The sequence below is a fragment of the Kribbella pratensis genome (assembly GCF_004365355.1).
Lineage (GTDB): Bacteria > Actinomycetota > Actinomycetes > Propionibacteriales > Kribbellaceae > Kribbella.
In genome coordinates this window covers 1,275,328-1,296,848 of sequence record NZ_SODP01000001.1, presented here as the reverse complement: position 1 = coordinate 1,296,848, position 21,521 = coordinate 1,275,328, and the positions used below count along the sequence as shown (strand labels likewise).

Annotated in this window: 16 protein-coding genes and 2 riboswitches; of the genes, 5 read left to right on the top strand and 11 right to left on the bottom strand. The window is 69.9% G+C overall.

Going from position 1 to position 21,521, the window contains the following annotated elements; genetic code table 11:
• Window positions 1-61 precede the first annotated feature (61 nt).
• From EV653_RS06020 to EV653_RS06000, 5 genes are read right to left on the bottom strand one after another with little or no spacing between them, the layout of a single operon-like run.
• Window positions 62-664 (bottom strand): hypothetical protein, encoded by a 603-nt coding sequence (locus tag EV653_RS06020; RefSeq protein WP_238159590.1) that lies wholly within the window; start codon window positions 662-664, stop codon window positions 62-64.
• Window positions 661-2,013 (bottom strand): 5,6-dimethylbenzimidazole synthase, encoded by a 1,353-nt coding sequence (bluB, locus tag EV653_RS06015; protein WP_134098733.1) that lies wholly within the window; start codon window positions 2,011-2,013, stop codon window positions 661-663. Before bluB ends, EV653_RS06020 begins: the two co-directional genes overlap by 4 nt.
• Window positions 2,010-3,482, bottom strand: a complete 1,473-nt coding sequence (locus tag EV653_RS06010; protein WP_134098731.1) for a cobyrinate a,c-diamide synthase — start codon at window positions 3,480-3,482, stop codon at window positions 2,010-2,012. The genes bluB and EV653_RS06010 overlap by 4 nt, the downstream gene beginning before the upstream one ends.
• A complete protein-coding gene (gene cobO / locus EV653_RS06005; RefSeq protein ID WP_134098729.1) occupies window positions 3,476-4,090 on the bottom strand; it encodes a cob(I)yrinic acid a,c-diamide adenosyltransferase in 615 nt (204 codons plus the stop codon). Before cobO ends, EV653_RS06010 begins: the two co-directional genes overlap by 7 nt.
• A gap of 1 nt (window position 4,091) precedes the next feature.
• Window positions 4,092-6,149, bottom strand: coding sequence for a putative cobaltochelatase (locus EV653_RS06000; protein WP_134098727.1), 2,058 nt, complete (start codon window positions 6,147-6,149; stop codon window positions 4,092-4,094).
• 65 nt (window positions 6,150-6,214) lie between these two features.
• A riboswitch (cobalamin riboswitch) is annotated at window positions 6,215-6,342 on the bottom strand.
• 224 nt (window positions 6,343-6,566) lie between these two features.
• Between EV653_RS06000 and EV653_RS42580 the strand changes: the two genes are divergently transcribed.
• Entirely contained in the window at window positions 6,567-9,479 is a 2,913-nt protein-coding gene (locus EV653_RS42580) for a helix-turn-helix transcriptional regulator (RefSeq protein WP_134098725.1), read from the top strand.
• Here EV653_RS42580 and EV653_RS05990 read toward each other — a convergent pair.
• The 3 genes from EV653_RS05990 to cobN all read right to left on the bottom strand — a co-directional run bounded on the left by EV653_RS05990 (window position 9,473) and on the right by cobN (window position 14,334).
• Window positions 9,473-9,742, bottom strand: coding sequence for a hypothetical protein (locus tag EV653_RS05990; RefSeq protein WP_134098723.1), 270 nt, complete (start codon window positions 9,740-9,742; stop codon window positions 9,473-9,475). The genes EV653_RS42580 and EV653_RS05990 overlap by 7 nt on opposite strands.
• 116 nt (window positions 9,743-9,858) lie before the next feature.
• Entirely contained in the window at window positions 9,859-10,629 is a 771-nt protein-coding gene (gene surE / locus EV653_RS05985) for a 5'/3'-nucleotidase SurE (protein ID WP_134098721.1), read from the bottom strand.
• 12 nt (window positions 10,630-10,641) lie between these two features.
• A complete protein-coding gene (cobN, locus tag EV653_RS05980; protein ID WP_238159589.1) occupies window positions 10,642-14,334 on the bottom strand; it encodes a cobaltochelatase subunit CobN in 3,693 nt (1,230 codons plus the stop codon).
• 34 nt (window positions 14,335-14,368) lie between these two features.
• Window positions 14,369-14,508, bottom strand: a riboswitch (cobalamin riboswitch).
• Between the two features lie 114 nt (window positions 14,509-14,622).
• Between cobN and EV653_RS05975 the strand changes: the two genes are divergently transcribed.
• Window positions 14,623-15,888 carry a vanadium-dependent haloperoxidase gene (locus EV653_RS05975; protein ID WP_134098719.1) on the top strand — a complete coding sequence of 422 codons (1,266 nt, stop codon included), beginning with the start codon at window positions 14,623-14,625 and terminating at the stop codon, window positions 15,886-15,888.
• Between the two features lies 1 nt (window position 15,889).
• Here the strand turns inward: EV653_RS05975 and EV653_RS05970 are convergent, their stop codons facing one another.
• From EV653_RS05970 to EV653_RS05960, 3 genes are read right to left on the bottom strand one after another with little or no spacing between them, the layout of a single operon-like run.
• The gene (locus EV653_RS05970) at window positions 15,890-16,858 is read right to left on the bottom strand and encodes a DUF3500 domain-containing protein (RefSeq protein ID WP_134098717.1); all 969 of its coding nucleotides are present in this window, start codon (window positions 16,856-16,858) and stop codon (window positions 15,890-15,892) included.
• Window positions 16,849-17,529 (bottom strand): phosphoglycerate mutase family protein, encoded by a 681-nt coding sequence (locus EV653_RS05965; RefSeq protein WP_134098715.1) that lies wholly within the window; start codon window positions 17,527-17,529, stop codon window positions 16,849-16,851. Before EV653_RS05965 ends, EV653_RS05970 begins: the two co-directional genes overlap by 10 nt.
• Entirely contained in the window at window positions 17,520-18,719 is a 1,200-nt protein-coding gene (locus EV653_RS05960; RefSeq protein WP_255510636.1) for a cobalamin biosynthesis protein, read from the bottom strand. Before EV653_RS05960 ends, EV653_RS05965 begins: the two co-directional genes overlap by 10 nt.
• 42 nt (window positions 18,720-18,761) lie before the next feature.
• Between EV653_RS05960 and EV653_RS05955 the strand changes: the two genes are divergently transcribed.
• From EV653_RS05955 to EV653_RS05945, 3 genes are read left to right on the top strand one after another with little or no spacing between them, the layout of a single operon-like run.
• Window positions 18,762-19,589 (top strand): serine hydrolase, encoded by an 828-nt coding sequence (locus tag EV653_RS05955; protein ID WP_134098710.1) that lies wholly within the window; start codon window positions 18,762-18,764, stop codon window positions 19,587-19,589.
• Window positions 19,586-20,650, top strand: a complete 1,065-nt coding sequence (locus EV653_RS05950) for a mandelate racemase/muconate lactonizing enzyme family protein (protein WP_134098709.1) — start codon at window positions 19,586-19,588, stop codon at window positions 20,648-20,650. Before EV653_RS05955 ends, EV653_RS05950 begins: the two co-directional genes overlap by 4 nt.
• The gene (locus tag EV653_RS05945; RefSeq protein ID WP_134098707.1) at window positions 20,647-21,513 is read left to right on the top strand and encodes a C40 family peptidase; all 867 of its coding nucleotides are present in this window, start codon (window positions 20,647-20,649) and stop codon (window positions 21,511-21,513) included. The genes EV653_RS05950 and EV653_RS05945 overlap by 4 nt, the downstream gene beginning before the upstream one ends.
• The last annotated feature ends 8 nt before the right edge of the window (window positions 21,514-21,521 follow it).

Sequence of the window (21,521 nt, the reverse complement as noted above, 5' to 3'; positions counted from 1 at the left end):
GGCGTACGACCGTGGTCGTACGCCGGACTCAGCCAGGGCTCGCCAAACACTCAGCCAAGACTCAGCGTGACTGCAGGGCGTCGAGCGCCACGGTCATCGCGGCCGCGACGCGGAAGTCGAGGCGCTGGTCCTGGACGGTGATCCGGTAGCGGTCCCGGACCGTCATCCTGCGCTCCACCGACAGCACAGGCCGGCCGGAGCCGGCCTCGGTGAAGTCGAAATGGAAGATGAACGGCAGCGGGAGATCGCCCACGAACGGGACGAAGTCCCAGACCCGCCGGAGGATCGCGATGGTCGGGTTCCGCTCGGTGCCGTGCGCGTCGACGCCGGGCCCACTGAGCTGCCAGCTCGACCGGAGCAGGCTCTTGCCGAACTCCTTCTTGAACCAGCCGATGGTCTGCCCGTTCGCGTCGAACACGTCGTACCCGGAACCCAGGTCGATCGTCTTGCGCGCCTTGAACGAGAACACCGGCTGGGTCTTGGTGTCGTCGGTGTAGAACGTGACCTGTTCCTTGAACGCCATCCGCTTCTGCTGCGCGAACGCGAGCAGCGCCCCGTCACTCCCGTCCGGATTGGTGGCGATCAACTCGTACTTGTTCGCCATCAGTGTCCCGCGTTGTTTCATCGAGAACGCGGGCACGTACATGGGCGAGTCAGCTGTCATGCGGAGGAGTGTGTCAGACCGCAGGCCGACGCACCGACCTTCAGACCGCGAGCCAATGCCTCGGCACGCTCCGAGGATTCTTCGAGCTGTACGACGAGGTGGCCGACGCGCTGGAGTGCCAGGTCGCGAGCGATCTCGACACCGAACTCGACGGCCTCGGCCGGCGTCCGCGCGGGCCTCCACAACACGCCGAAGTCGGCCTGCGGTCTCTCCGGACCGAGGTCAACGACCAGTGCATCTGCCTCATGCAGATCTGCGGTGTCACCGCCGACGATCACCCGTACGCGCTGACCGGTCGCCGGTACTGCGTTCTGCCCGGCGTAGATCGCATCGTCGACGATCGACGCGTCGCGGCGGCCCCATTCCTCGTGGTGGATCGCCCACTCGAGCGGCCGGCGCTTGGCCCATCCCGAGCGCACCAGCTCCGGCGCGGCGGCGAACTCCTCGACGTACCCGACACAGAGATAACCGACAAGCTCGATGTGCGCGGGCAGATCGAGGACGTTGGCGACGTCGGCCGGTTCGAAGAACGAGACCCAGCCCACGCCGAGTCCTTCGGCGCGGGCGGCCAGCCAGAGGTTCTGGATCGCGATCGCGGCGGAGAACCAGGTCGTCCGCGGATCCGCGTGCCGCCCGAGGACGTGCCGTCCGCCCCGACCGGGGTCGCAGGTCACCGCGATGTTCACCGGCGTGTCGAGGATGGCCTCGATCTTCAGCCCGTCGAACCTCGCTCGCCGGTCCTCCGGCAGAGAGGCGGCGAACGCGTCGCGCTGAGCGGTGGCGAGATCGTGCACCTTCCGCCGGGTCGCGAGGTCGCGGATCACCAGGAAGTCCCATGGCTGGCTCAGTCCGACACTCGGCGCTCGGTGCGCCGATTCCAGCACTCTGGTGAGCAGCTCGCCGTCGATCGGGAGGTTCAGGAAACCTCGTCGTACGTCGCGGCGCTCGGCGATCACGCGGTTCACGACGTCGCGGTCCGCCGGTTGGTAGCCGGGTGCGGGGAGGCGGCCGACGGCTGCGGTCGCGTTGGCGGAGCGGCGTTTGGGGACGACGAGCTCGGCGCCGGCGGCGAGTACGGCTGCCTCCGCGACGCTCGGCGTACCTGCCACGTGCTCGACGTACCGGCTCGGGTTGGGCGCCGGCTGCTCGGCCAGCTCGCTGGGCGGGATCGCTCGGAGCTCGGCCTTCAGGTCGTCGGCCAGACGGTGCAGCTGGGCTTCTTTGTCGGTGACCGTGACGATCAGTTGCACCGCGCCGGGACCGGCTTCCTCCAGGGCACTGTCCACCAGGGCGCGGAGTTCGGCGTACGGCGTGTTTGCGCGGAGGCCGACTCCTACGACGAGGTTCATCGCCGGTATGCCCGGGCTGCGGCGACCAGGCGCGCTGGTACGTCGGGAGTGGCGGTCCAGTGGAGGTGCAGGTACGACGCGTGCACGTGCGGGAGCGTGATGCCTTCGACACCGCCCGGGAGATGCCAGGCGGGGTGTACGTCGGCGTCGAGGTCGACCGTGGTGCGGTGGAACTCGTGACCGCGCACACGCCGCCCTTCGTCGAAGAAGTCGGTGCTGGTCGCGGCGACCGCGGTCCGATAGCCGAGGGTGAGACGGGTGGTCATCCGTCCGGTGCCGGGCAGTACGCCCGTCATCGGGTGGCCGTCGAGCTCGCGGCAGAGGTAGAGGAGGCCGGCGCACTCGGCGATGACGGGGAGGCCGGCGGCTACTTCCGTGGCGACCTGTTCGCGGAGTTTGGTGTTGGCGGACAGCGCCTCCGCATGCAGCTCCGGGAAGCCTCCGCCGAGGTACAGGGCAGAAGTTGCCTCCGGCAACGTGTCGGTGAGCGGGTCGAAGGTCGCGACGTCGGCGCCCGCGGCCGTGAGCAGCTCAGTGGTCTCCGTGTAGCGGAAGGAAAAGACCGGACCACCCGCGACAGCAATCACCGGCCGCTGCCGCAGAACGGTCGTGGGTGGGACGGACCCGGCAGGCCTGTCCACGGTGGCCGGCGCCACCGTGGTGGGCGGGACGGACCCGGCAGGCCCGTCCGCGGTGGCCGGCGCTGCCGGGGTTGCCGAGGTGGCTGGGGTGAATGCTGTGGTGGGGTTCCAGGGGTTGGTGGCGTGGTGAGGCGCGGCTCGGGCTGCCGTCACGAAAGCTTGGAGGTCGACGCCCTGACGGACCAGTTCGGCGGCGGCGAGCACTGCTTGTTCGGCTTGTTCGCGTTGTTCTGCGGCGGGGACGAGGCCCAGGTGGCGGCTGGGGACGGTCAGGCGCGAGTCGCGGCGGAGCACGCCGAGGACGGGTATGCCGGTCGGAGCGATTCCGGCGCGTACCTCGGTCTCGTGCCGGTCGGAGCCGACCTTGTTCAGGATGACCCCGACGATCCGTACTTCGGTGTCGAAGGCAACGAAGCCTTGGACGACGGCGCCGACGCTGCGGCCGGCGGCGGACGCGTCCACCACGAGTACGACCGGTGCCTTCAGCAACTTCGCCACATGGGCCGTCGACGAGAACCCTTCCGTACCCAGCGCACCGTCGTACAGGCCCATCACGCCCTCGACCACGGCAATGTCCGCGCCCTCGGACCCATGCGCGAACAGCGGCTCGACGCGCTCCTCCCCCGACAGCATCGGGTCGAGGTTGCGCCCCGGCCGTCCGGTCGCGACCGCGTGGAACCCGGGGTCGATGTAGTCGGGACCGACCTTGAACCCGGCAACGACATGCCCGGCCCGCCGCAACGCCGCCATCAGCCCGACCGCGACCGTCGTCTTTCCCGCACCGGAAGACGGAGCCGCGACCACCACGCGCGGGATCAGGCTTACCACTCGATGCCCTTCTGGCCCTTCTGGCCGGCGTCCATCGGGTGCTTCAGCTTGGTCATCTCGGCGGCGAGGTCAGCGGCGTCGAGGAGTTTGGGATGGGCGTCTCGGCCGGTGATCACGACGTACTGGTGACCGGGCCGGTTGACGAGCGTGTCGACGACCTCGTCCACGTCGACCCAGCCCCACTTCATCGGGTACGTGAACTCGTCCAGGACATACAGGTCATGCGTCTCGGCGGCCAGCCGGCGCTGGATCTCGCGCCAGCCTTCGAGCGCGTCGGCGGCGTGGTCCTCCTCGGTGCCGGCCTTGCGCGACCAGCTCCAGCCCTCGCCCATCTTGTGCCACTCGACCGGCCCGCCCTGACCAGTTGCCTCATGCAACTGACCGAGCGCCTTGAACGCGCCTTCCTCTCCGACCTTCCACTTGGCGCTCTTGACGAACTGGAACACGCCGATGTTCCAGCCCTGGTTCCACGCCCGCAACGCCATCCCGAACGCGGCGGTCGACTTCCCCTTCATCTCACCGGTGTGCACCATCAGCAGCGGACGGTTGCGGCGCTGGCGCGTGGTCAGGCCGTCCTCCGGTACGGCGACCGGCTGCCCCTTCGGCATCTCAGGCCACCTTCCGCTCGGTCACCGTCCGGACAAGGTTGCCAGCAGCAACATCTCCGAGGTCGAGGTACTCCGCGCCGAGGTCGGCCGCGAGCTCCGCCGCCAGACCGAGCCGTACGCCGCGGTGCGGCTCGCAGTCCACGACCACGGTGGCGATCCCGCGCTCGGCCAACCAGCCGGCCGACTGTCGCGCGCGGGCGAACGCGTTGTCGCCGTGGGTCGCGCGGCCGTCCGTCACGAGCACGAGGAGCGGCCGGCGGCGTGGGTCCCGGATCGCGGCGATGCGCAGTACCTCAGCCGCTTGCAGTAGCCCTTCGGCGAGCGGCGTCCGTCCACCGGTCGGAAGGGATTCAAGTCGTCGTACGGCGGTCTCCACGCTGCCCGTCGGCGGGAGCGCGACCGTCGCGGCGGCGCCGGCGAACGTGACGAGGCCGACGGTGTCACGCCGCTGGTACGCGTCGAGCAGGAGCGAGACGATCGCGGTCTTCACCTCGCCCATCCGCTTCTTCGTCCCCATCGATCCGGACGCGTCGACGCAGAACAGCACGAGGTTCCCTTCGCGCCCTTCGCGTACGGCGAGGCGCACGTCGGACGGCCGGACCGCCAGCCCCGGCCCGCTCCGCCCGCGAACCTGCTGATGCGGCGCCGCGGACCGAAGCGTCGCGAGCAGATGAGGCCGCCCCGACTCCCGCCCGATCCGAGCCCGCTCGCCCACCACCCGGCCCATCTCGGTAATCGCCCGAGACCGCCGCCCCGCAACCCCAGCCCCCGCCCCCTGCACACTCAGCAACCGAGCCTTGTACGGCGCCGAACTCCCCACAACATCGCCAACCGGCGCCGCCCCGTCAGAGTCGGCATCCGCCGACGCATTCGCCTGGTCCCGCTCCTCCGAGTCGCGCGACTCGGCGCCGGCCCGCTCGCCCGCCGGCCCAGCGTCATCCGCACCGCCTGCGGCGTCCGCATCGCTGGGCCCGGCCGACCCACCCGACCCGCCCGGTCCGCCAGGACCGGGCGGGTCGTCGTCGGGGTCGGCCGGCGGGGTGCTGTTGTTGATTGCGTCTTCGAGTTGTTGGTCGTCGAGGCCTGGGGCGTCGAAGGGGTTGCGGCGCCGGCGGTGTGGGAGTGCGAGTTTGGCTGCGGCTCGCACGTCCTCCACCTCGACGACGGTGCGGCCGGACCAGGCCGCGTGGGCGACCGCCGTACGCGCGGTGACCAGGTCTGCGCGCATCCCGTCGACGTCGAACGACGCGCAGATCTCCGCGATCTGCCGGAGCGCCGCGTCGGTCAGGATCACCTCGATCAGCAGGTCGCGCGCCTTCACGATCCGCTCGGCAAGCTCCCGCTGCCGCCCGTCGTACCGCGCGATGAAGCCGGCGGGATCCGCCTCATAGCCCAGTCGTGCCCGCATCACCTCGACTCGCACAGCAGGATCCCGGCTGGCAACCACATCCACCGTCAGACCGAACCGGTCGAGCAGTTGCGGCCGCAGTTCGCCCTCTTCCGGGTTCATCGTCCCGACGAGCACAAACCGCGCCGGGTGCGTCATCGACACCCCGTCTCGCTCGACCGTCGCACGCCCCATCGCGGCAGCATCCAGCAACACGTCGACCAGATGGTCATGCAGCAGGTTGACCTCATCGACGTACAACAACCCCCGGTGCGCGGCAGCCAGCAGACCAGGCTCGTACGCCGTGACGCCCTCCGCGAGGGCCTTTTCCAGGTGCAGCGAGCCGAGCACGCGATCCTCGGTCGCCCCCACCGGCAACTCCACCAACCGAGCCGGGCGCACGGTTCCCTCAGCCGCATGCGGCCCATCTGGACAATCCGCATCCGGCCGGTCGGGGTCACACGAGAAACGACACCCAGGTACGACGTCCACCGGCGGCAGGATCTCGGTCAGCGCGCGGACGGCGGTCGACTTCGCCGTACCCTTCTCGCCGCGGATCAGGACGCCGCCGATCGCCGGTGAGATCGCAGCCAGGATCAGCGCGAGTTGGAGGTCCTCCATGCCGACCACCGCGGTGAACGGGAATCCGGTGGAAGCTGAAGCAGGCCGCATCGGCGGTGGGTCCCTTCGTCGAGCGGGTGTCCACGCCCGCCACGCCTGGTACGCCGGCCCGCATCGCGGCCCGGCGGACGACTGCGGATGTCCTGGCTCCCGGGCACCTTCACCCGGTCACAGTGGCGGGACCGCCCCGGACTCCCAGCACGCTGGTCACCGGTGTTCCTCCACAACCGTCGGCCCGATCATGGCACACCCGCCCCGTCCCGCCAGCGACCAGGCTCACACCCCGCCGCCGGGGACCACGTCCGGGTGGCGTTCCCGCAACCACACTGCAAGCTGACCTCGAACACCCGGAACAGCTCTCATGCCGTCCCCTTAGGACAACCGGCCAGATGCCTCGGGAACCAACGAAGTTACTGTCGAACGCTTGTTCCTACCATCAACGCGTCGGAGGGTGTTCACTGAGTACACATGGGGGGTTGGCGGCCCGATCACCGATTCGCCGGGCGCACTGCGGAACAACAGTTCCTCGGCGAGGTACTGCGGGATGCCGCAGGCGGCGGTCCGCGGGCGGTCGTCGTTCACGGCGAGGCCGGGATCGGAAAGACCCGGCTGGTTCGCGAGGTCTGCCGGGATCCAGGTCTGACAGTGCTCTGGGGCTCGTGCATCCACTTCGGTGGGGCTTCGGTTCCGTTCGCACCGATCACTGGAATATTGAAGGACTGGCTGGCTCGGGCCGAACCTCGGGAGCGGGCCGAGATCCTCGAAGGAAGGGACGCTCTGCCCCTATTCGGAGGAGACGGCAGCGTCGACAGCACACGGGTGCCGGTGCTGGCCGACATGGTGCTGAATCGGATCGCGGTACGCCGGCCTGTGGTGGTCGTGGTCGACGACCTGCAGTGGGCCGACATCGCATCACTCGACGTGCTGTCCTACCTGCTGACCGGCTTCCGGGACCAGCGGCTCGCCCTGCTCGCGACCTGTCGCACCGAGGAACGCCCCGAAGGGCACCCCTTGCACTCCTGGCTGGCCGACATGCGACGGATGCCGCGCTTCGGCGAGATCCGGCTCGAGCGCCTCGGAGCAGATGCGGTCAGCAGCCAACTCGAAGACCTGCTCGGCACAACCCCTGATGTCGACCTTGTGACCCAGGTTCTGGCCAGGTCGGACGGCAATCCGTACCTGATCGAGTTGATGGCCCAGGGATTGTCAGGCTCCGAGCGAGTGCTCCCGGAGTCCGTTCCAGCGGCACTTCGCGACGCTTTGTTAGCCGCATGGCATCGCCTGTCCGAGCCGGCCCGACTGGTCACCCGGCTCCTCGCTGTGAGCGGCCGCCCCACCGAGTCCGCGGTGCTGACCGCGATCGGAGGCAGCCGCGGTATCGATGCCGGCCGAGTGGCCTCGAGCCTCGTCGAGGCGCGTGTCGGCGGTGTGGTCCGTGCCGAGGGCGCTGGGATCTGGTGGTTCCGCCATCCGCTTCTGGCCGAGGTGCTGTACGACGGCCTGTCGCCGAGCGAGGCGGTCGGGCTCCACACCGACTACGTCCGGGTCCTCGAATCGTTGCCGGTCGCTGCGCCTGCGGCGGATCTGGCGGCGCACCACGAAGCGGCGGGTCAGCTCGACGCGACGTACCGCTGGTCGCTCCGGGCGGCCGACGAGGCGGCGCGGATGCGAGCACCCGTCGCAGAGGCCATCCAACTCCGCCGCGCGAGTGCACTCTGGACGGAGGTACCGCCAGACCTCCGCGGGTCCCGAGACGACCGGATCGCGTTGCTGCGGCGGACGGCAACGGTCTGCCTGCGGGCCGCCGACGCGGAGCGCGCCGTGTCGCTCCTGACTGACGCGTACAGCCTCGTGGACCGGAGCCGAGAACCTTTACTGGCGAGCGAGTTGCTGGTCGAGAGATCCAACGCCGACTTCCAGTCCACAACGCCGGAGCTCGCGGACCTGGGGAAGCTTCGGGAGGCGATCGCCCTGACCGAGAACTTCCCGGACTGCGCTGAGCGCGCCGTAGCCTTCGCAGAACTCGCGGAGACCGAAACGATCTACGGCATGCCGAACGCTGTGGACGACGCGACCGAGGCCGTCCGGGTCGCACGCAGATCGGGCTCGCCGCAGGCCCTGGCCAGAGCGCTCTGCGCACGCGCAGCAGCGCTGGACTTCCGTGCGCCCTTGGAATCGCTCTCAGACGCGGATCTGTCAGTGCAGCTCGCGAGGTCGTGCGGAGACGTCGACACCGTGACCAACGCTGCCCTGTGGCGCTTCATCGCCTTGCGGGCGCTCGGCCGGCGCACCGAGGCCGCGGATGTCACCCGCGCGGCGTACGACGAGGCGACCGCGGCGGGGGCCGGCATCTGGGCGCATTTCCTCGCTTACCTGGCCGCTCACGAATTGATCGAGCTCGGTCGTTGGGACGAATGTGCGGCGCTCCTCCGTCCGGCACTGGCCGCGCGTTCCCTGGGTATCCCCGGAGCCGGCGTGCGCCTGGCCGCGTGTCTACTGGCCGTGCGGACCGGCCGGATCGGGGAGGCCAGGCAACACTTCGACCGGGTGCTCGAGCTGGTGTCGGAGGACTTCAACGCACACCGCCAGACGATGACCGCGATAGGTATCGAGCTCCTGCTTGCCGAGGGCAGGGCCGCGGAGGCGGTGACCTGGTCACGCCCGCGGCTGTACGTCCTGGAGTATCCCGAGCCGGATGACGACGAGGTGCTTCCGGTCTTCGCTCGCGCCGTGGCCGAGGTGGCCCGCGACAACGGCGCACACGGTCCCGCGGCCTCGCGGGACATCGACAGCGTGCTCGGCGAATGGCCGCACGAGCCCTTCGCCGAAGCCTTGGGCGGCGAGCACGTCCGGGCGATGGATCAAGCGCTGATCGCCGCCGAAGTGGCCCGTTGCCGAGACGCCCCTGAGCAGCCCGAGCGGTGGCAGCACGTTGTGGAAACCAGCCGTGCGGCGGGAAACCGGTGGCACCAGGCGATGGCCGAGTGGCGGCGCGCCGAGGCCGGTCTGTTGAAGGGCAGACTGCCCTCGGCCGCGAGCGCCCTGCTGCGTCAGGCCCATCAGCACGCCGTCGACCTCGGAGCCGAACCGCTACGGCGCGAGGTGGAGTCGCTGGCGCGCCTGTCGCGGATCGATCTCCGCAGGCCGGAGCCGATCGAACCCGCGACCCACGACCCACGACTGGCAGGGCTCACCGATCGCGAGCGCGAGGTGCTGGCGTTCCTGGTAGCCGGCCGGTCCAACGGTGAGATCGCGAAGGAACTGTTCATCAGCGACAAGACGGTCAGCGTGCACGTCTCCAACATTCTCCGTAAGACCGGTACGACGAGCCGGGTGGCAGCCGCAGCCCTCGCAGAGCGACGGCCGCCACCCGATCAGTGAGCGTGAATCGTTTGGCGCCGCCGGTAGGCCCACAGCACCGCGATCGTGATGCCAGCTCCGCCGATCGCGCCGGCACCGGTCTGCAGAGCCTCGGCGCCCGTGTCGTCAACCTCGACCATCGGACCGGGGTCGTGGACGACCACGACCGGCTCGCGGTAGCTCGCCTCGGGATCGATCTCACGCGCCGAGGCCTCGGTCGTCGCCCCCAGAACGATCCCACCGGCCAAGACCGGGATGGCGACGAGGGTGTGGATGTACTTCATGACTCCTCCTCACGGCGTCGATCGCCGTTTCCATCCACGGTCGCCCGGCGTCGACTCCCCCGGCATCAGGCGTCCCCCCTCAGATCTGCGGCACACCCCCTCAGGCGTGAGCTCACTCAGCCTGAGCCGAGGCGCTTCGCAAGGGCGGTGGCGGCCGTGTCGTCCTTGACCTCGCGGATGCCGACGATCGGGGTCACGGTGACGAAGCCGGCGGCGAGGAGGGCCTCGTCGGAGTCGGGGACAGGGTTCGCGCGCGGGGGTTCGAGTTCGATCATCGGCTCGCCGGTCGGAGCGGTCGCGCCGACGATCCGCGAGCGCTTGATCGGGGCCAGCGAGGCGTGCCGTACGCCGGACAGCCGGTCCAGCGGGCGGTCGGGGACGTTGATCGTCAGCACCGTCCCGGCGGGCTCGTCGGCGATCCAGCCGAGGGCCTCGCCGGCGATCGTCGCCGCAGTCGACCAGTGTCCCGGGTCCTCCGAGTCGATGCTTACGGCAACCGCCGACGTACCTTGCCCGGCCGCCGTCAGCGCCGCGGCCACCGTCCCGGAGTGGAAGATCGGTACGCCGATGTTGTGCCCGCGATTGATCCCGGACAGCACCAGGTCCGGGGCCTGCCCGAACGCTCCGACGTTCGCCAGCGTGACCGCGAGTGCCGGCGTCCCCTCGATCCCGGTGAACGTGACGCCGTTCTCGACGTCCGACTCGGTCCGGATCGGCCGCCCGACCATTCCGGCCCGCGCGGAGCCGACACCGCTCTCGTCGAGTAACGGCGCGACCACGAGCACGTCGTAACCGAGCTCGGCGATCGCCGGCGCGAGCGCGCGGATCCCCGGTGCGAGATAGCCGTCGTCGTTGGTGATCAGGACTCGGAGCTGCTCAGCGGGCATACCTCCACCCAATCAGCCGCGGTCCTCGATGTCACCCTCCGTCTCAAGGACGGCGTTCCGTAGAGTCTCCAGCGCCTCGGCCGACGGCTCGGCCCACAGCCCGCGCTGAGCCGCCTCCAGCAAGCGTTCCGCGATGCCGTGCCGCGCCCACGGGTTGGACTTACGGAAGAACTCCGCCATCTCCGGGTTCTTGACGTACTCCGTGGTCAGCGTCTCGTACATCCAGTCGTCGACCACGCCCGCGGTCGCGTCGTACCCGAAGAGGTAGTCGACCGTCGCTGCCATCTCGAACGCGCCCTTGTACCCGTGCCGCCGCATCGCGGACATCCACCGCGGGTTGACCACCCGGGCCCGGAAGACCCGCTTCGCTTCCTCCTCGAGCGTCCGCGTCTTCACCTGTGCGGGGACGGCGGAGTCGCCGACGTATGCCTTCGGGTTGGAGCCGGTGAGGTGACGGACCATCGCGATCATGCCGCCGTGGTACTGGAAGTAGTCGTCGGAGTCCATGATGTCGTGCTCGCGGGTGTCCGCGTTCTTCGCCGCGACCTGGATCCGGGCGTACGCGCGTTCCATCGAACCGCGGGCCTCCGCGCCGTCGAGGTCCTTGCCGTACGCGTATCCACCCCAGACGGCGTACACCTCGGCCAGCTCGGCGTCGGTCCGCCAGTTGCGCGCGTCGACGAGCGGCAGCAGGCCGGCGCCGTACGAACCAGGTTTGGATCCGAAGACCCGGGCCGTCGACTGCCGAACGTCGTTGCCCGCGGCAACGTCTGCGTCGACGTGGGCCTTGAGGAAGTTGTCCTCGGCGGACTCGTCCAAAGCGGCGACAGTACGCACGGCTTCGTCGAGCAGCGCGACCACGTGCGGGAACGCGTCCCGGAAGAAGCCGGAGATCCGGATCGTGACATCGATCCGCGGCCGGCCGAGCTCCTCCAGCCCGACCACCTCGAAACTCGTCACCCGCCGCGACGCCTCGTCCCACACCGGCCGGCAGCCAAGCAGCCACAACACCTCGGCAAGGTCGTCACCCTGCGTGCGCATCGCCGACGTACCCCAGATCGTCAACCCGACCGACCGCGGGTACTCCCCCGTCTCTGTCTGGTGGCGGCCGAGGAGCGAGTCCGCGAGCGCGACGCCGACGTCCCAGGCGTTCCGGCTCGGGATCGCCTTCGGATCGACGGCGTAGAAGTTCCGCCCGGTCGGGAGCACGTTCACGAGGCCACGGGTCGGCGACCCCGACGGGCCTGCCTCGATGAAGCGCCCGTCGAGTGCCCGCAGTACGTTCGCCACCTCATCACCTGTGCGTGCCAGGCGCGGCACCACCTCCTCGGCGGCGAACTTCAACGACTGCACTACGTCTGCAGAGTCCCGGCCCAGCACCTCGGCCACCACGACCGGGACCTTCGTCGCGTCCCAGCTCATGGTCTCCATCCCGACCACGAGCTTGCGTGCGACCGCCTCGAGCAGATCGACGCCGTCGGCGCCGCTCACCGCCGGCAGGTCGGCCAGCGTCGGCAGATCGGCGAGGTCGGCCGCCGCGCCCGGGTTGGCGAGCAGCTCGGCCTCGTCCACGCCGAACGTGTTCCCCAGCGCGGTCCGCAGCCCCGGGATCGAGTACGAACCACCCCACAGCTGCCGCGCCCGCAGTACCGCGAGCACCAGGTTCACCCGCGCCTCACCCAGCGGCGCCCCGCCGAGGATGTGCAGCCCGTCCCGGATCTGCACGTCCTTGATCTCGCACAGATACCCGTCGAGATGCAGCACGAACTCGTCGAAGTCCTCGTCCTCAGGCTTCTCCGACGTGTGCAGATCATGGTGCAGCTGCGCCGCCTGGATCAACGTCCAGATCTGGGCGCGCAACGTCGGCACCTTCTCCGGATCCAGCGCGGACACCGTCGCGTACTCGTCCAGCAAGTACTCCAGCTTCGCCATGTCGCCGTACGTCTCGGCGCGCGCCATCGGCGGCACCAGGTGGTCGACGACCGTCGCGTGCGCCCGCCGCTTAGCCTGCGTGCCCTCACCGGGGTCGTTGACGATGAACGGGTACACCATCGGCAGATTCCCGAGCACCGCGTCCGGCGCGCAGTCGGTGGCCATCCCGATCCCCTTGCCCGGCAGCCATTCCAGCGTCCCGTGCTTCCCGAGATGTACGACGGCCTGCGCGCCGAAGCCGCCCTCGTCGCGGGACGCCTCCAGCCAGCGGTACGCCGCCAGGTAATGGTGTGACGGGGCCATGTCCGGATCGTGGTAGATCGCGACCGGGTTCTCGCCGAAGCCCCGCGGCGGCTGGATCATCAGCACGACGTTTCCGAACTGCAATGCGGCCAGCGCGATCGCGGGCTCGTCGCCCGAGGTGTCGACGTACAACTCGCCGGGCGCCTCACCCCATGCCTCGATCATTGCCGTGCGCAACGATTCTGGCACTCGGTCGAACCAGGTGGAGTAGGTGGACAGCGGGATCTTGGCGACGGCGTTCGCCAGCTGCTCGTCGGTCAGCCAGTCGACGTCGTGTCCACCGGCCGCGATCAAGCGGTGGATCAGCCCGTCCGCGCCGTCCGCGCCCTGCAGCTCACTGAGATCGAGTCCGCCGAGGTCATACCCGGCTGCTTCCAGCTGACCGAGCAGCACAACCGCCGACGCCGGCGTATCCAGACCGACCGCGTTCCCGATCCGCGCATGCTTCGTCGGGTACGACGACAGCACCAGCGCGATCCGCTTCTCCGCCGCGGGCACGTGCCGCAGCCGGGCGTGCGCGACCGCGATCCCGGCCAGCCGCGCGCATCGCTCAAGGTCCGGCGCGTAGCGCGCCAGCCCGTCGGCGTCGTACGACTTGAACGAGAACGGGATCGTGATCAGCCGCCCGTCGAACTCCGGGATCGCCACCTGCGTGGCCGCGTCCAGCGGACTGACCGCGGCGTCGCTCTCGACCCACTGCTCGCGGGTCGACGTCAGCGCGAGCCCCTGGATCAACGGAATGTCGAGCGACGCCAGCGCGCCGGCATCCCAGGCGTCGTCCGCACCACCGGCACTCGCATTCGCCGCCACCGCCCCGCCGGCTGCGAGCAACGTCGTGACAAGTACGTCGCACTTCCTGAGCAGGTCGTACAGCCCGACGTTCTCGGCCGGATCGAGCCCGCGCAGCGTCCCGCAGTACACCGGGAGTGGTTGCGCACCAGCCGCGACGACCGCATCGGCGAGCGCGTCGACGAAGGCTGTGTTGCCGGAGATCTCGTGCGCGCGGTAGTACACGATCCCGACCACGGGTCGCTCGTCCTCGACGTACGTACCCCGCAGGCCGTACGCCGGGAGCGCGCGCGGCGGCTCGAACTCGTCACCCGTCAGCAGCAGCGTGTCCCGCAGGAATCCGGCCAGGTTGCGGAGGTTGTCCGCGCCACCCTCGCGCAGGTACGCGAGCGCCTCGGTCACCGCACCGGCCGGCACGGTCGACAACGACATCAGCTCGGCGTCGGGCGCGGCCTCACCGCTGACCACGACAGCGGGCCTGCCGGACGCGAGGACCGCGTCGAGACCCTCTTCCCACGCCCGGCGGCCACCGAGGAGCCGGACGACGACGATCTCGGCGGCGTCCAGCAGCGGTCCGAGCTCGGCGAACTCGAGGCGGGCAGGGTTCGCGACCTTCCAGCCGGCGTCGGCCTCGGCGGCCGCGAGCAGGTCGGTGTCGGCGGTGGAGAGCAAAAGCAACACGGAGGAGTGCCTTCCCCGGGCTATCCACGCCCCGAACGGAGGTACGACGGCGGCAGTTCCTGACTCCCCATTACGGGTCACAGTGGCGGGACCGCCCCGGACTCACACCGGGTTCCTGCTGATGCCGTCGATGACGAGCGTGACTCTAGCAAGACCAGCGTTTGATGCTTGACCAGGCCAGGAGGCGGTGTTAGCACGGAAGGAAAGGGCTTGGACCCGCTGGCGCCCTCCTGCAGCGCACCCGTTGCTTCAGCGCAAGTCGCTCGACTTCGACTGAAGGAGCTACCAGTGCGCATCACACTCCCGGCTTTCTCGGCTGTCGCGGCCGCCGGACTCGCCGCCTCTGTCATCGCGGTTCCACCGGCCACGGCGACCCAGCCCGCCGATCCCGCTGTCGTCACCACCTGGAACGCGATCGCGGCCCGGACCATCCTGACCGAGAACGCCACCCCGGTGCCCGTCTCCACGCTCTACTTCGGCTTCGTCTCGATCGCCGTGTACGACGCTGTGGTGACGATCGAGGGTCGTTACCAGCCGTACCTGCGGCAGCCCCGGCCTCGCGGCAGAGCGTCGGCCGAGGCCGCAGCGGCGACGGCGGCGTACCGCGTGCTGAGCTACTACTTCCCCACCTCGGCCCAGAACCTGGCGGCGGACTACGCCACGTCGCTGGGCGACATCCCCGACAGCAGAGCCAAGAATCGCGGGCAGGCCGTTGGCGAGACCGCAGCGTCGTCGCTGATCGCAGCCCGGGCGCATGACGGGCGTGGTGCGAACATCACCCTCGACGTCGTACCGGCACCGGGCGTGTGGCGCCCGACCCCGGACGCGTTCGCGCCGATGCTCGCTCCCTGGCTGGGATTCGTCCGGCCACTCGCGCTGAGAACTCCCGCCCAGTTCCGGCTCCACGGCCCGGACCCGATCACCTCGAAGGCCTACGCCCGCGACTTCGCCGAGGTGAAGACAATGGGCGCCAAGGACGGGTCCTCCCGAACGGCAGCCCAGACCGAGACCGCCCTGTTCTGGAACGGGCCGGCGTCAGGGCAGTACAACGCGGCACTTCGCGAGCGCCTGTCGCGGAGGGGGATGGACATCGTCCGGACCGCACGAGCATTCGCCCTGCTCGACACCAGTGAGGCCGACGCGTTGATCGCCTGCTGGCGGGCGAAGTACGACTATGCGTTCTGGCGGCCGATCACCGCGATCCGGTTGGCGGACACCGACGGCAACCGCGCGACCACGGCTGACCCCGCCTGGACACCGTTGGTCGCCACGCCGCCGTACCCCGAGTACACCAGCGGGCATGCCTGCCTCACCGGGGCCTCGACGGAGATCTTCAGCCGTCTGTTCGGCGCCCGTTCGATCGACCTGAACGTCTCGTCGCCGGTCACCTCGACGACCCGGCACTATGCGACGGCCAGAGCGCTGGACAGCGAGACGAAGAGCGCCCGCATCTGGCTCGGGCTGCATTTCCGGCGCGCGATGAACGACGGCAACCAGCTCGGGCACCGGGTCGCGACGTGGACCGCGAGCCACGAGTTCCTGCCGCGGTCGTGATTCAGCGGTGCATGGCGTAGTGCGCGGCGAGGAGGTCGGTCCCCCAGTCGTTGCGGAAGTCTCGCCAGACCGAGTGGATGTGGTTGGCGTTGTCCTGGGTGTTGTCGTACTCGGCCAGGAAACTCGGGCCGGCGATCGAGTAGTAGTGCCGGTGGCCGATACCTGGCTCGGTCTCACCCGCCCACGCGAACGTCAGGCGCTCGATGCCGTGCTCGGTGATGTCCTGCCAGGTCTGCAGGCCGATCGGCCCGGCGGCGCGTCCGACGTACTGGCCGATGAGGAGGCTGAGGAGCTGACGCTGGTCCTCGTTCATGTCGCCGTACGACAGGCCGCGGTGCAGCAGCGACGCGTCGGCGACCGGGTCGTGGCGGGTCAGGATGTCGTCCGGCGCCTCGTCGGAAACCAGGGCTATGGACAGCTGGCCCGGCTCGAGCGCGTGGAGGAGCTGGAAGCCCAGGTCCTGCTCGGCGGCCAGAAAACGCCGCCCGGCCTTCGGACCGCTGAGGACCTCGGCCGGGTTGGAGCCGATGAACTGCGGCGTGAACGCGATCGCGCCGTCGACGAGCGTGACGTGCAGCGCGAGGTGGTGCCCGTTCAGCCGCCAGGCCCACGGTTCGGTCCCGTTCGGGTCGCCGAGCACGCGGAGGAAATACCGATCGGCGACGGTCGAGCCCTGCCACTCCCCCGACGGCGGCAGGTCCGGCAGCCCGCGGACGACGACCTCCGCGTCGAGGACCGCCCACACATCGGCCGCACCCCGGTCGCTGCATCCGGTCGCGACCAGCCGCTCGACCAGCTTCTGCTGGGTCGGCGTGAGCTCGGTCAGCGCGAGTCCGGGCACCGGGCCCGGCAGGTAGGTCCATTGCTTGTGGTCCGGTGTGTCGAACGGAGCACGGATCTTGTCCACCTGGGCCGGCGTGAGGCTCGCCAGCAGTTCGAGGACCGTGTCCCGCGTCTGCGCTACAACCATGCCGATCGCTCCCGTTCCGTCGGTTCGTAAGGCGTCCACTGCTCGAACGGCCGGTCCAGCTTGTACCGGAAGTCCGGCTGCCGCAGCAGGACGCGTGTCTCGGCGTTGCCCGGGTTGCGCAGCGTCTCCACGAACCGTACCGACCAATGGAACCAGCGCATGCAGAACAACCGCATCGTGAGCCCGTGTGACACCAGCAGCACGTTCCGTGGCGCGTCCGGCGACTCGAAGTCGCGGTGCATGGTCTCCAGGAACGTCGACACCCGGTCGTAGACGTCCGCACCGGACTCGCCTTCGGTGAACCGGTAGAAGAAGTGCCCGAACGAGTCCCGGAGGCTTTCCTGATGCTCGATGTCCGCGGTGTCCTGCAGGTTGGCCCAGTCCTGCTCGCGCAGCCGCGGCTCCTCCCGCGGGGGCTCGATCAGGTCGTCCAGCCCGAGCGAGTCGAGCGTCTCCAAGGCCCGCCGATACGGTGAGACGTACACGCGAACCGGCTCGTTCTCGAACAGCTCCCGCAGGTCCTTGCCCGCCTTCGCCGCCTGCTCGTGCCCGTGCGGGGTCAGCGGTACGGCGTGATCGGGGATCCGCTCGTAGATCGTCTTGTCCAGATTCGCCTCGGACTCCCCGTGCCGCATCAGCACGATCCGCAGCGGCCGATGACTCAACCCCATCGCTTTCCCTTCACGGCGATCAACGCAGCGACTCCGGCGGCCGCCAGCCCGACCCGGCGGGCCAGCGCGGCCGTCCTCCGGACATCGGCGACTGCCGGCGCGGGCCCGTCGCCCAGCGTGCCACGGTCTTCCTGGTAGCTGCCGTAGTCGTTCGTCCCACCGAGCGTGAGCCCGAGCGCGCCGGCGAAGGATGCTTCGACGGGTCCGGCGTTCGGACTCGGATGTTTGGCTGCGTCGCGCTTCCAGACCTCTGTCGCCTCGCGCGGGCGCCCGGCCGCGAGCCCGGTGAGCACTGCGCACACTCGTGCCGGCACCAGGTTCAGTACGTCGTCCAGGCGCGCCGAGGCCCACCCGAAGCTCTGGTACTTCGGTGACCTGTAGCCGACCATCGCGTCCAAGGTGTTCGCCGCTCGGTAGCCGAGTAGCCCGGGGATGCCGAGGACTCCGCCCCAGAGGAGTGGTGCGACGCAGGCGTCCGAGGTGTTCTCCGCGATCGACTCCACCGTCGCGCGGGCCAGCTCGTCCGCTTCCAGGTCGGTGGCGTCGCGGGCGCACAGGTGGCTCAGGCGGTCGCGAGCGGCCGGGATGTCCTTGTCCTCGAGGAGGGTGGCCATCGTCTCGGCTTCGCGCTCGAGGCTGCGGGCGCCTAGTACGGTCCAGGTCGCGGCGGCGGTTGCGGCTGTCTGGAGGATCGGATGCTTGCGGGTCAGTCGCTCGACCGCGAGACCCAGGACTGTCGTGGTGCCGACGAGGACGGCGGTGTGCGCGACTCCGACCCGCTTCGAGTCGGCGTACATGCGGCGCTCCAGCAGGGCAGCTGTCTGACCAAAGCCGGCGACCGGGTGGAAACGACGGGGGTCGCCGAGCAACCGATCGGCCGCGAACCCGAGAAGAATCCCCAACGCCCGCGACGCCCCCGATGTCGCTCCGGCCGCACGCGGCCTGCTCGCGCTGAGCGCGCTGCTCGTACCGGTTGCCCACGGGCTGCTCGCACTGACCGCGCCCGCGCTACTTGCGCCGGATGCGCCCAGGCTGCTGCCGCCGGATGCCCGGCGGCTGCTCGCGCCGGATACGACTGGGCCGCTCGCGCCGGTTGCCCGCGGGCTCGTGGGGGCCGTTGCCCGGAGGGGGCGGGCTTCCTTTCCTCCCCCGGCCCGAGCGGAGCGAGGGGCGGGGGTGGTCGAGCGCACCTCAGCAGTCTGCCAGGTGTTGGCTTGTGATTGGGTGACGGTATGGGAATCGCGGAGCTGCTCCAGGGGGTCGACGGGAGCGGGGAGTTCGGGGTGTGGCTCGGCCGGCTGGACGGCGTACCGGTGTTCGAACACGAGGCGGAGCGGGCGCACTACTCGGCCAGCACGATGAAGCTGCCGGTGGCGATGGCGATGATGCGCAAGGTCGAGGCCGGTGAGCTGGCGCTCGACCAGCCGGTCACCGTGCACAACGACTTCGCGTCGGCGGGCAGTGGTCGCTTCGCGGTCGACCCGGACGAGGACGAGGCGCCTGCGACCTGGGAGAAGCTGGGCACCGAGGTGCCACTTGGATGGCTCGCGACCGAGATGATCACCCGTTCGAGCAACCTGGCGACCGACCTCGTGCTCGAACAGGTCGGAATCCCCGCGGCCCACGCCGTACTGAACGAAGCGACACTGCCCAGCTCGCCCTCACCCGCGTCGAAGATCCAGCGCGGCATCGACGACGGTCCGGCCCAGCGCGCCGGCATCAGCAACCTGATGAGCCCGGCCGGCCTAGCCGGCGTACTCGTTGCGGTCGGCAACCAGAAAGGTGCCTCCGGCGACTACCTGCGCGACCTGCTCGCGGGCAACCAGTGGAACGGCGAGATCCCCGCGCTGCTGCCGGCCGGGACCCGGGTCGAGCACAAGAACGGCTGGGACACTCGGATCCGGCACGACGGTGGGATCGTACGGCCGGACGACGCGGATCCGTTCGTGCTGGTCGTGTGTACGACGTCCGACCTGCCGGACGGCGAGGCCCAGAAGCTCATCGCCTCGATCGCACTTGAAGCGTGGAACCACCGGTACGACCTGGAGGGCGTGCGGTGAAGATCACGACCCATCGGGTGTCGGCGCCGCTGCACACCCCGTTCATCACCGCTTTGCGTACGGCGACGCACGTCGAGTCGTTGCTGGTCGAGGTCAGTGACGGCGAGCTGAGCGGCTGGGGCGAGGCGCCGCAGGTGTGGAAGGTGACCGGCGACTCGCTCGCCGGGTCGCAGGCGTGTATCGAGGGTCCGATCACGACCGCACTCGACGGGCTCGGTCCGGACGACCTGACCGAGGCACTACGCCGGGTGCAGGGCGCGGCGGTCGGCAACTTCGCCGCCAAGGACGCGGTTGATGTCGCGCTGCACGACCTCGCGGCGCGGCGGCACGGTCAGACGCTGCACGGATTCCTCGGGTCGACGGTTGACGTCGTACGGACCGATGTGACGTTGTCGGTCGGTGATGCCTCGGCGTTGGCGACCGCGGGGCGGGATCGGGTGGCGGACGGGTTCGACGTACTCAAGATCAAGGTCGGCACCGACGCGGTCGGGGATATCGAGCGGGTCCAGCGAGTCCGCGAGGCGATCGGGCCGGAGCCGCGGTTGCGGCTGGACGCCAACCAGGGTTGGACGCGGCGCGAGGCGGTCACGGTGATCCGGGCGCTCGAGGACGCCGGGTGCGCGATCGAGCTGGTCGAGCAGCCGGTCGCCGCGGCCGATCTCGACGGCATGGCGTGGGTGACGGACCGGGTCAGTACGCCGATCCTCGCCGACGAGTCGGTGTTCGGCGTACGCGATCTGGTGGCGGTGATCAAGCAGGGCGCCGCCGACCTGGTGAACGTGAAGCTCGCGAAGTGCTGCGGGCTGGCGCCGGCACGGACGCTGCTCGAGCTCGCCCGCGAGCACGGGCTGGGCGCGATCGTCGGCTGCATGATGGAGAGCCACGTCGGCGTCGGCGCGGCGGCCGCGCTGGTGTCGGCGTACCCGACGACGACCGTCAACGACCTGGACGCCGCGTGGTGGCTGCGCGAGGCGCCGGTGATCGGCGGGATCCGGTACGACGGCTCGCTGATCCACCTGCCTTCAGCTCCTGGACTCGGCGTGACAGGCTTGACCACATGAAGTTAGCCGCTACCAAGGTCCCGGTCAGTACGGTCTGGACCGCGCCGGACGCGCCGCGTGACATCGACGCACCGGCGATCGCCGCACAACCCGACGTGGCCGGCTGGGCCAAGTCGATGGACACCGAGACCCGGCTGGGACTGCACGGCCGGACCCTGACCCAGCTGCTGTTCGCCGAACCCGTGCTGGTGCGCACGGAACGCGACGGCTGGTCCGAGATCCTCGCACCGTGGCAGCCGTCCTCCCAGGACGAGCTGGGATACCCGGGCTGGGTCCCGTCGAGTCACCTCGGTGAACTGCCGCAGAGCGCGACCGACCCGGTGGCGATCGACGTACCGACCGCGTCGCTGCTGGCCGAGCCTGATGGTCGCCCGCTGGCGGAGCTGTCGTTCGCGACCGTGCTGTCGTCGGTGGAGCACGCCGACGGATACACCCGGGTGGCAACGCCCGACGGTGGGTCCGGCTGGATCGCGGACGACGCACTGCGGTCCGTGCTGGAGCCCTCGGGACCTGAGGACCGCCTGCGACTGGGTGAGCTGTTCCTCGGCCTCGAGTACCTGTGGGGCGGTACGTCGGCGCATGGGCTCGACTGCTCCGGACTGATCCACACAGTCAGCCGTGTCCTCGGCATGCGGACGCCCCGTGACGCCCACGACCAGGCAGACACCCTGCCCAACATCCCCGTCGACGAAGCCCAGCCCGGCGACCTGTACTTCTTCGGCCGCCCCGGCAAGCAGATACACCACGTCGGCTTCGTTTCCCCCGCCGGCATGCTCCACGCCTCCGAAACCGGCAAACGCCTCGAGGACGCCCCCCTCACCGACGAACGCCGCGCAACCCTGGTCACCGCCGCCCGCTTCTAACACTCAAA